9 protein-coding genes and 2 tRNA genes are annotated in these 9630 nt (G+C 69.5%); 9 read left to right on the top strand and 2 right to left on the bottom strand.

Annotated features, from left to right (window positions below):
• Nucleotides 1–286: encapsulin nanocompartment ferritin-likeEncB family encapsulin nanocompartment ferritin-like cargo protein cargo protein (gene encB, locus D7W79_RS32615; protein ID WP_272491504.1), on the bottom strand; the 286-nt coding region annotated here is incomplete at its 3' end.
• A gap of 204 nt (nucleotides 287–490) precedes the next feature.
• On the opposite strand from encB, the gene murJ reads away from it, so the two are divergent.
• From murJ to D7W79_RS32580, 7 genes are all read left to right on the top strand, one after another.
• Nucleotides 491–2125, top strand: a complete 1635-nt coding sequence (gene murJ, locus D7W79_RS32610; RefSeq protein ID WP_167497768.1) for a murein biosynthesis integral membrane protein MurJ — start codon at nucleotides 491–493, stop codon at nucleotides 2123–2125.
• Nucleotides 2126–2352: 227 nt separating this feature from the next.
• Complete coding sequence (locus D7W79_RS32605; protein ID WP_120529264.1) at nucleotides 2353–4359, top strand: S1 RNA-binding domain-containing protein; 2007 nt, start codon at nucleotides 2353–2355, stop codon at nucleotides 4357–4359.
• A gap of 102 nt (nucleotides 4360–4461) precedes the next feature.
• A tRNA-Met gene (locus tag D7W79_RS32600) sits at nucleotides 4462–4535 on the top strand.
• A gap of 78 nt (nucleotides 4536–4613) precedes the next feature.
• A tRNA-Met gene (locus D7W79_RS32595) sits at nucleotides 4614–4687 on the top strand.
• 220 nt (nucleotides 4688–4907) lie between these two features.
• Nucleotides 4908–5420 (top strand): MarR family winged helix-turn-helix transcriptional regulator, encoded by a 513-nt coding sequence (locus tag D7W79_RS32590; protein WP_120529263.1) that lies wholly within the window; start codon nucleotides 4908–4910, stop codon nucleotides 5418–5420.
• Nucleotides 5413–6105 (top strand): GNAT family N-acetyltransferase, encoded by a 693-nt coding sequence (locus D7W79_RS32585; RefSeq protein WP_120529267.1) that lies wholly within the window; start codon nucleotides 5413–5415, stop codon nucleotides 6103–6105. Before D7W79_RS32590 ends, D7W79_RS32585 begins: the two co-directional genes overlap by 8 nt.
• Nucleotides 6106–6140: 35 nt before the next feature.
• The gene (locus D7W79_RS32580) at nucleotides 6141–6986 is read left to right on the top strand and encodes a hypothetical protein (protein WP_120529262.1); all 846 of its coding nucleotides are present in this window, start codon (nucleotides 6141–6143) and stop codon (nucleotides 6984–6986) included.
• Here the strand turns inward: D7W79_RS32580 and D7W79_RS32575 are convergent, their stop codons facing one another.
• A complete protein-coding gene (locus tag D7W79_RS32575) occupies nucleotides 6987–7910 on the bottom strand; it encodes a LysR family transcriptional regulator (protein WP_120529261.1) in 924 nt (307 codons plus the stop codon).
• Between the two features lie 79 nt (nucleotides 7911–7989).
• Between D7W79_RS32575 and D7W79_RS32570 the strand changes: the two genes are divergently transcribed.
• Both D7W79_RS32570 and D7W79_RS32565 read left to right on the top strand, forming a co-directional pair.
• Complete coding sequence (locus tag D7W79_RS32570; protein WP_120529260.1) at nucleotides 7990–8625, top strand: pyridoxamine 5'-phosphate oxidase family protein; 636 nt, start codon at nucleotides 7990–7992, stop codon at nucleotides 8623–8625.
• Between the two features lie 60 nt (nucleotides 8626–8685).
• Nucleotides 8686–9630: esterase/lipase family protein (locus D7W79_RS32565; RefSeq protein WP_120529266.1), on the top strand; the 945-nt coding region annotated here is incomplete at its 3' end.

Raw genomic sequence — 9630 nt, 5'->3', positions numbered from 1 at the left:
GGGCGGGCTCCGCGGGGGCGCCCGCCACGGCGGCCTGGAAGTGGCCGGGGACGAAGGGCTTGGCGAAGAACGCGTCCTGGCCCTTGTCGAGCATCCGGAGCATGTGGGTGGCCTCGGACACGTGCTCCTTCTCCTCCGCCGCGAGGTGGAGGAAGAAGGCGCGGACCTCCGGATTGGAGGAGTCCTCGGCGAAGGCCTCGTACTCGTTGATGGTCTCGAGCTCGCGTGCCAGCACGGCGCGGATGCGCGCGACGTCGGACCGCTCGGTGTCGGACTTTCCGGCCATTGGGGGCGGACCCTCGCAACCTGGGGAGTGACCGTCAAGTGAAACAGCGGTCGAAGGGTTTCCTGCTGCATGCCGAAGAACGCCGGACGTAGAGTCCGCCTCTTCGTGAACGCCTCCGCTCCCGTATCGCCTCCCCCGTCCGGCCCTCCTCCGGCCGCCACCCCACCGTCCGTCCCTGAACGCAGCGCGGGAGGGCGGGGCGCGATGCTGGTGGGCATCGGCATCCTGGCGTCGCGGCTGATGGGCCTGGTGCGCGAGCGCGTCTTCGCGCACTACCTGGGCAACGCGGAGGCCGCCGCCGTCTTCAAGGCCGCGCTGCGCATCCCCAACTTCCTCCAGAACCTCTTCGGAGAGGGCGTGCTGTCCGGCTCCTTCATCCCCGTCTACGCCCAACTCCTGGGCAAGAAGGACGCGGACGAGGCGGACCGGGTCGCGGGCGCGGTGTTCGGGCTCCTGGCCCTGGCCACGGGCGTGATGGTGGCGCTGGGCATGCTGGCCACGCCCCTGTTCGTGGACCTCATCGCGCCGGGCTTCGAGGGCGGCGAGCGCGACCTGGCCGTGCGGCTGGTGCGCATCCTCTTCCCCGGCACGGGCTTCCTGGTGCTGAGCGCGTGGTGCCTGGGCATCCTCAACAGCCACCGGCGCTTCCTCTTGTCCTACCTGGCGCCCGTGGTGTGGAACATCGTCATCATCGCCACGCTGCTGGTGATGGGCGGCCGGTACACGTCCGGCGGCCGCGCCGCGGAGGAGGCCCTGACGGAGTGGCTGGCCTACGGCGTCGTGCTGGGCAGCTTCCTCCAGTTCGCGGTGCAGGTGCCCACGGTGATGCGCCTCTTGGGCCGCTTCCGCCCGGTGGTGTCGCTGGCGAGCGCCTCCGTGCGCCAGGTGCTGAAGAACTTCGGCCCGGTGGTGCTGGGGCGCGGCGTGGTGCAGTTCAGCGCGTGGGTGGACACCGCGTTCGCGTCGCTCATCTCCAACCGCGCGCTGTCCTCGCTGCTCTACGCGCAGACCATCTACCTCATCCCGGTGAGCCTCTTCGGCATGGCGGTGTCCGCCGCGGAGCTGCCGGAGATGGCGCGCGCCACGGCGGAAGGGGAGGCCCAGGCGCACGCGAAGCTGCGAAGCCGCATCGACGCGGGCTCGCGGCGCATCGCCTTCTGGGTGGTGCCGTCCGCCGCCGCGCTGCTGTTCCTGGGGGACCTGGTCAGCGGCGCGCTCCTGCAGACGGGCCGCTTCGGCGCGGCGGACTCGCGCTACCTCTGGTACCTGCTGATGGGCGCGGCGGTGGGCCTGGTGGCCTCCACCGTGGGCCGCCTCTACGCGTCCGCCTTCTACGCGCTGAAGGATCCGAAGACGCCGCTGCGCTACGCCATCGTGCGCGTGGCCATGGGCACCGTGAAGGCGTGGTTCCTGGCGCTGTGGCTGCCGGAGCGGCTGGGGCTGCCCCGGGAGCTGGGCGCGGCCTTCCTCACCCTGTCCAGCGGCATCGTGGCCTGGGTGGAGACCACGCTCCTGCGCCGCAAGCTGCGCTCCATGGTCGGGCCCGTGGGCCTGCCGGCGGGACTGCTGCCCCGGCTGTACGGCGCGGCGGTGGTGGGCGGGCTCGTGGCGTTGGCCGTCAAACAGGGCCTCACCGGCCTCCTGGGCCCCATGCCCGGAGTGGGCGTGGAGTGGGGCGGGGGGCTGCTCGTGCCGCCCCGGCTGCACCCGGTGCTGGGCCTTCTGGCGACGGCGATTCCCTTCGGGGTCGTCTACTTCGCGGTGTCCGCCGCCCTGGGCGTCCCGGAGGCGGGCGCCGTCTTCCGCAAGGTGGGCCGGAAGCTGGGGCTTGCCCGGTAGACGCGGCGCGGCGCCCGGTGGGACGGCTGCCTTCCAGGCGGTGCCTGGGAGCTCAAACGGAATGCACGACAGGCCCCTTTCCGTTGCGATAGGAGGCCGAATTTTAGGGGGATGGCCGTATGCGGCTTCCTCCGGGCATGGCGCGCGTGTAGAGTGCGCCGCCTTTTTCAAGAGGCCCTGACTTCACGGAAGTCCCGGGTCGAAATCGTCAACGGAAGGTCTCGGCAGTGAGCGACGAGAAGAGCGGCGGTAATTCGGGCGGTCCTGGCGGTTTCGGTCCCAAGAAGCCGAAGGCCACGTTTGGCGACGTGATGCTGGGCATCCCTTCGGGGGGCCAGGGCAACGAGCGCGGCGGTGGCCGTGGCGGTCGCGACGAGAAGAGCGGCCCGGGCCGCGGCGAGCGCGGTCCGCGCGACGCCCAGTCGCAGCCCCGTCCCCAGGGCGACGCGCCCCGCGGTGGCGGTGAGCGCGGCGGTGGCCGTGGCGGCGAGCGCCGGGGTGGCAGCGGGGGCGGCGAGCGCCGTCCCTCCGGCCCCATGGTGGTCGTGAAGCGCGCCTCGGGCTCCATCGAGACGCGCGCCCTGGAGGGTGAGAAGCCCGCCGAGGCGACCGCGACCGCGGAGCAGACGGGCGCCGACGCGCAGGCCTCCGCGGCCTCCACGCCGGCCCCGGCGCCGCGTCCGGTGACGCCGGCTCCCACGCCCCCCAGCCCTCTGTACGAGGAAGTCCCGGAGACGGAGTCCTTCGCGGACATGTTCGAGGCGCAGGTCAAGGACGGCGGGGCTCCCGGCCGCCGCGGCGTGCGCCTTGGCGAGAAGGTCGCCGGCACCATCTTCCAGCTGGGCGCGGACACCGCGTTCGTGTCGCTGGACGGCTCGGCCAAGTCCGAGGCGATGATCGAGCTGCGCGAGCTGAAGGACGACGAGGGCATCCTGCGCTTCGGCGTGGGCGACCGCCTGGAGGCGCACGTCGTGGAGATGGGCGCCCGGGGCATCCTGCTCAGCCGCGCGCTGGCCAAGGGCAACGCGTCCTTCGCGATGCTCGCGGAGGCCCGCGCCTCCGGCATGCCGGTGGAGGGCATGGTCCTCAGCGTGAACAAGGGCGGCGTGGAGGTGGCGATCGGTGACACGCGCGCCTTCTGCCCCATCAGCCAGCTGGACATCCGCTTCGTGGAGAAGCCGGATCAGTTCATCGGCGAGAAGCTCCAGTTCCGCGTGACGGAAGTGCGCGACCGCAACGTGGTGCTGTCGCGCCGCTCGCTGCTGGAGGACGAGCAGCGCCGGCTGGCCACGGAGACGCGCAAGAACCTGGCCGTGGGCAAGACGGTCAAGGGCAAGGTCTCCGGCGTGCGCGACTTCGGCGTGTTCGTGGACCTGGGCGGCGTGGAGGGCATGGTCCCCGTCTCCGAGCTCTCCTACACGCGCGTCGCGCACCCCAGCGACGTGGTGAAGCAGGGCGACGAGGTCGAGGTGGAGATCCTCCGCATGGAGGAGGGCCAGCCCAACTCCCCGGACAAGGCCAAGCAGAAGGAGCGCATCACCCTGTCGCTGCGTTCGCGTCAGGAGGATCCGTTCAAGAAGGCGCTGGAGGAGATCAAGGAGGGCGACCGCATGCAGGGCAAGGTCGTCCGGCTCCAGCCCTTCGGCGCGTTCGTGGAGCTGCGCCCGGGCGTGGACGGCCTGGTGCACATCTCCGCGCTGAGCGACCGGCGCATCGCGCACCCGCGCGACGCGGTGAAGGAAGGCGAGGTCATCTGGGTCTCCGTCGAGAAGATCGACCCTAATGACAAGCGCATCGGCCTGCGCCGCATCTCCGAGGAGGAGGCCCAGCGTCCTCCCGAGGAGCGTCCCGCGAAGGAGGCCAAGGCCGCTGCTCCCAAGGAGCCCGCGGCGCCCCGTCCCACGGTGGGCGCGGTCGTCACCGGCAAGGTGGACCGCCTGGAGCCCTACGGCGTGTTCCTCGCGTTCCCGGGCGGCAAGGGCCTCATCCCGGCCAGCGAGACGGGCACGGATCGCGGCACGGACATGCGCAAGCACTTCAGCATCGGGCAGGAGCTGAAGGTGGCGATCATCGACATCGACACCTCCGGGAAGATCCGCCTGTCCATCCCCGCGGCCATCCGCGCGGAGGAGCGCGCCGAGGTCGAGGCGTGGCAGAAGACGCAGCAGCCGCAGGGCGCTGGCAAGAAGGGCTTCGGCACCTTCGCGGATCTGCTCAGCAAGCTGGGCAAGTAGTGGCGTCACGCCTTCTCGGCGCTCGTCGCGACAATGCGATGGGGCGCCGAGATAGGTGTTGACGGTAGCGAGGGGCTTCGGTACTTACCCTCTCGTTCTCGCCGCGGGGTGGAGCAGCCTGGTAGCTCGTCGGGCTCATAACCCGAAGGTCGCAGGTTCAAATCCTGCCCCCGCAACTTGAAAAGCCCGGAGTCGAAATGAAAGTTTCGACTCCGGGTGTTCAAATCGAGAGCAGCAGTACCGCGTCACGGTGACGCGGGGTGGAGCAGCCTGGTAGCTCGTCGGGCTCATAACCCGAAGGTCGCAGGTTCAAATCCTGCCCCCGCAACTCTGAGAGGGCCCCGGTGGAAACGCCGGGGCCCTTTCTCTTTTCCGCGCTGGGTTTGCCACGCGTGGGCCTGGACGGGCGCCACGCCTCGACGGGCGCGAGCGGGTGCTCTTCGAAGTGGCTGCGCGCCGTGCGGACGAGCGCGCCCACGTTGCCACGGGAACCATGGCCAGCGCCGACGTCTTTGCGCCAAATTGGATAACAGGTTATGTAAGTCCCCATGGCAGGCTCGAACGAAGATGCCCTGAAGGGGCTCGGCCACCTTGCGCTCGGCACACGTCTGAAGCGCCTGGGAGATCGGCTTCAGGCGCACGCACAGGTCATTCTCGACGAGGCCAAGGTGCCGGTGCCCGCCTCGCACCTGCCACCGCTGGCGGCGCTGGATAGCGGTGGGGCGATGACGGTTGGCGACCTCTCGCGTGCCCTCGGTGTGACGCAGCCAGGTGTGACGCGCATGACGGGCGCGCTCGAGACCGCGGGATTGGTTCGCTCGGGTGCCGCCGAGGACGATGGTCGCGCGCGCGTCATCGAGCTGACCCCGGCCGGCCGGGGCCTGTTGGCGCGCTTGAAGCGGCACACGTTTCCGCTCATCGAGGCCGCGGTGCGCGAGGCTTGCGGCGATGATCCGGGACGCCTCCTCGGGCAGCTGGCCGTATTGGAGGACGCGCTCGAGGAGCTGCCACTTGCCGCTCGTGCGGCCCGGCTCGCGAAAGGAGCTCGTCGGCATGACTGAACTCGACCGCCCTGTCTGGGCATCCCTCACCACCTTCCACGTCCCGGTGGCCGAAGGCGACGCGCGTGCCAGACGGTTCGTTCCAGACGTCAATCTCTTCGCCTCGGCGCGGGATGACGCGCCCGAAGCGCAGGCGGCGCTCGCTGCACTGGTGCGTCCCGGTGAACGGGTCTACGTCCTACAGGTGCCTCCTGTCCTGGTGCCAGCGGGTCTGCGCGCCATCAAGACCGCCAGTGGCGTGCAGATGGTCGCTACCCGGCAGCTGACCGAGGATTGCGAGGACGATCTTCAACCGCTCACCGACGCCGACGCGCCCGAGATGCTTGCGCTGGCCTTGCTGACCGAGCCCGGTCCCTTCCTGTCTCGAACGCATCGGATGGGTCGCTTTCTGGGCATCCGCCGTGGCGGCAGGCTCGTCGCCATGGCCGGGGAGCGCATGCGTTTCCCCGGCCACACGGAGGTGAGCGGCGTCTGCACCCACCCGGACTTCCGGGGGCAGGGCCTGGCACGCCGACTGTCGACAGCCGTCGTCGCGGCCATTCAGCGGCGCGGTGACCGTGCCTTCCTGCACGCGTGGACGACCAATACCTCTGCCATTGCGCTCTACCGCAGCCTCGGTTTCGAGGTGCGCGCGGAGGTCAACGTGGCTGTTCTGGAGCGCGACCCCAACGGGCGAGCTGGCTGAGGAATACGGCGGGTGTGGCAAGCTGAGCGCCACTCATGCTTTTCGACCTCTTTCGTTCGAAGAAGACGCCGCGGTTACCCAAGCACCAGATTCCGGGCCCGGTCCGTGCCGGTGTGATCCGGATCGATCTGCTCTACCCGGAGCCGCCAGCGCTGGACGTTGGCGCCTTCTCGAGCCGCCTCGCGGAGATCATGGAGAAGTCTCGCATCGCCGACGGCCAGGACGCGGGGGGCGCGCTTCTCATCGAGCACACCGATCTGCCGCTCCAATATGAAGACAGGACCGAGCCCGCGATGTCTGTCGTGGCGCAAGGGCCCGTCACAGACATGAAGCCGATCAGCGTCGCCTTCGCGCAATCTCCCAAATGGGAAGGCTTGGAGCAGGTCCGTACGGCGACGCACGCGATCTCGGTGATGGAGTTGATGACCGTGACGCTTCATCCCGCCAACCGGCTGATGATGCTGTCCGCGGTCGCCGCGGTGCTGTGCACGCTCCATCGTCCGCTGGCCGTGCACTGGGTCAACTCCGAGCGGCTTGTGGAGCCCGACCTCTTTGTCGATGTCGTGGCTGAAGGTGACGTCGAGAACATCATCATTGCCGGGGCGGTCCATTGCCAGCTCCATCGAAAGCAGGAGCCTTGGGTGATGGATACCCTGGGCCTTGATGCGCTGGGGCTGAACGACATCCAGTGCAAGTTCAAGGATGTAGATCCGGGGCGGGTCGCGCAGGTCCTGGCGCTTCTCGCATCAGCGCAGATCGTGACGGGCGGCGACGCTCGCGAGTATGAAAAAAAGGCACGCAAGCTGGGGATGTCCTTCGACCCCGTGCCCTCACAGTTCGGCCCTCCGCGCAGCGTTTTCGAGCTGAATATCGCGGGCTGATCAAGAGCGGCGGGATGGGCGCCACGCCTCGACGGGCAGCAGCGGGTTCTCCTCGAAGTGCCCGCGCGCCGTGCGGACGAACGCACCCACGTTGGCGGAGGCGCTTCGACGTCCGGGGTAGATGACGCTCACCGGAACGGGAGGTGGCGCGAACGTGCCGAGGAGGAGGACCAGGCGACCCTCGAGCACGGCGTCCGCCACCTGGTACGAGAGCGTGCGCGCGATGCCCATGCCCCGCTCCGCGGCCGCGATGGCCGTGTCGGCGCTGTTCAGGGTGAGCCGGGGCTGGACGCGGACCGCCTTCTCCTTCTCGCCGAAGCGCCACTCGTTCGTCGCGTCGAGGTTCTCGAAGGCGATCAGCTCGTGGCGGATCAGCTCGGCGGGCGACCGTGGCGTCCCTCGCTGCTTCACGTACCGGGGGCTGGCCACCAGCACGCGGCGGACGGTGCCGACCTTGAGGGCAATCAGCCCGCTGTCTTTCATCTCACCCAGGCGCACGGCCGCGTCGATGCCTTCATCCACGAGGTGCTGGTTCCGGTCCGACAGGTGCAACCGGACGGACAGCGCCGGATGCGCGGCGAGCAGCTTCTGGACGACGGGCAGGACGTGGAGCCGCCCGAAGACGATGGGCGCGGAGAGGCTGAGCTCGCCTCGTGGCTCGGCGTTCTCACCCCGGACGTGGCGCTCGGCTTCGTCCAGGTCCTCGAGCAGCCGCTGACAGCTCTCCAGGTAGACCTGACCGCGTTCGGTGAGGCGCACGGAGCGGGTCGTGCGGGTGAGGAGCGCGAGGCCCAGGCGCTCCTCGAGCTGGGCAACAGCCCGCGTCGCCACGGAAGGGGAGATGCGGAGCCTGCGGGACGCGGCCGTGAAGCTTCCCTGCCGGGCCACGGCGACGAACGTCCGAAGCGTGAAGAGCTGGTCCATGATTCTTGCGAAAGTGGCAATAAAGCCTTGCCGGACTGGCTGATTATTTCACGGCCCTGGATGGCTAGAAATAGGTGCCATGGGACGATTCGCAAAACTTGCCTTCACCCCCGCGGTCAAGGCGCTCCAGGAACAGTTCGGCAGCCGCACGGCCTATGCCCGCGTCGAGCGAACGGGAGACGCGCCGGATGTGCTCACGGACGACGAGGCGGAGTTCCTCTCCCAGCGCGACAGCTTCTACATGGCCAGCATCGGCTCCAACGGCTGGCCCTACATCCAGCACCGGGGCGGGCCCCAGGGCTTCGTCCGGGTGCTGGACGCCCACACGATGGGCTTCGCGGACTACCGGGGGAACAAGCAGTACATCTCCGCGGGCAACGTCAGCGAGAACGACCGGGTCGCGCTCATCTTCGTGGACTACCCGAACCGCGCGCGCCTGAAGGTCCTGGCGCATGCGTCCGTCATCACTCGCGAAACGGACGCCGCAACGCTCGATCGCCTGGTGGTCCCCGGGCAGGGCGCGAAGGTGGAGCGCGGCTTCGTGCTCAAGGTCGAAGGCTTCGACTGGAACTGTCCCCAGCACATCACGCCGCGGTTCACCGAGGCGGAAATCGACGCCGCGATGCGCCCGATGGCGACCGAGCTCGACACACTCCGCGCCGAGAACCGGACCCTGCGCCAGGAGCTGGAGCGCTTGAAACGTTCCCCGGTTTGACCCTTTGGTTACGGTCGGGTAGGTTACGGTCCGGTAGGTTTGGCCATGGAGGCGCGAGCCATGAACAGCCGGTCACCGGGAACGCCGAAGAACGCCGACGCCTTGCGTGGGGCCAGCCGCCTGGCGGTGCAGGCCACCCGGGGCGTGATGGGGCTGGTGGAGGAGATGCACTGCACCATCGCCAGCGGGCCATCCGTCCTGGGCAAACCGCTGGCGCGCCCGGTGCGGGCCGTGACGGGGTTGCTCTACGGAACGCTCCAGGGCGTCACCCGGCACGTCGGGGCGGGGCTGGATGCTGTGCTCGCGCAGCTCTCACCGTGGCTGGGCGAAAGCTCCCCCGGTCCTCAGCGGGAGGCGTGGGTCTCCGCGCTGAACGGCGTGCTGGGGGATGTGCTGGAGGAGGAGGGCAACCCGCTCGCCATCCCGATGGCGTTCCGGGTCCAGGGGCAGCCGCTGCGCCTGGATCCCGGAGCCCTGCGCGAAGCACTGCCACGCGCCGGGAGCCGGCTGCTCGTGCTGGTCCATGGCTCGTCGATGAACGACCTGCAGTGGAGCCGGCGCGGGCACGACCATGGCGCGGCGCTGGCGCGCGACCTGGGCTACACGCCGGTGTACCTCCACTACAACAGCGGCCTGCACATCTCCCGGAACGGGCGCGCGTTCTCCGAGCTGTTGGAACAGCTCGTGGCCTGCTGGCCCGTGCCGCTCGAATCCGTGACGCTCCTGGGCCACAGCATGGGCGGACTCGTGGCACGGAGCGCGTGCCTCACGGCGGAGACCGAGGGCCATGGCTGGCGTCCCTTGTTGCGCGGGCTCGTGTGCCTGGGTTCGCCCCATCACGGTTCGCCGCTGGAGCGCGGTGGGAGCTGGGTGGACGTGCTGCTGGAGGTCAGTCCATACAGCGCGCCCTTCGCGCGCCTGGGGCGGATCCGGAGTGCAGGGGTGACGGACCTGCGCTTCGGCAACGTGCTCGATGCGCACTGGGAAGGGCGGGAGCGCTTCGGG

Origin of the sequence: Corallococcus exercitus, from assembly GCF_003611585.1 — a bacterium.
In the GTDB taxonomy this organism is placed as follows: Bacteria; Myxococcota; Myxococcia; order Myxococcales; family Myxococcaceae; genus Corallococcus; species Corallococcus exercitus.
Note: the sequence above shows the minus strand (reverse complement) of the source record. Positions and strands in the feature narration are given on the sequence as shown.

Coding starts and splice junctions, on each gene's coding strand:
- murJ (WP_167497768.1), top strand. CDS start 491: ATGCTGGTGGGCATCGGCATCCTGGCGTCGCGGCTGATGGGCCTGGTG.
- D7W79_RS32590 (WP_120529263.1), top strand. CDS start 4,908: ATGGCAGGCTCGAACGAAGATGCCCTGAAGGGGCTCGGCCACCTTGCG.
- D7W79_RS32585 (WP_120529267.1), top strand. CDS start 5,413: ATGACTGAACTCGACCGCCCTGTCTGGGCATCCCTCACCACCTTCCAC.
- D7W79_RS32580 (WP_120529262.1), top strand. CDS start 6,141: ATGCTTTTCGACCTCTTTCGTTCGAAGAAGACGCCGCGGTTACCCAAG.
- D7W79_RS32575 (WP_120529261.1), bottom strand. CDS start 7,910: ATGGACCAGCTCTTCACGCTTCGGACGTTCGTCGCCGTGGCCCGGCAG.
- D7W79_RS32570 (WP_120529260.1), top strand. CDS start 7,990: ATGGGACGATTCGCAAAACTTGCCTTCACCCCCGCGGTCAAGGCGCTC.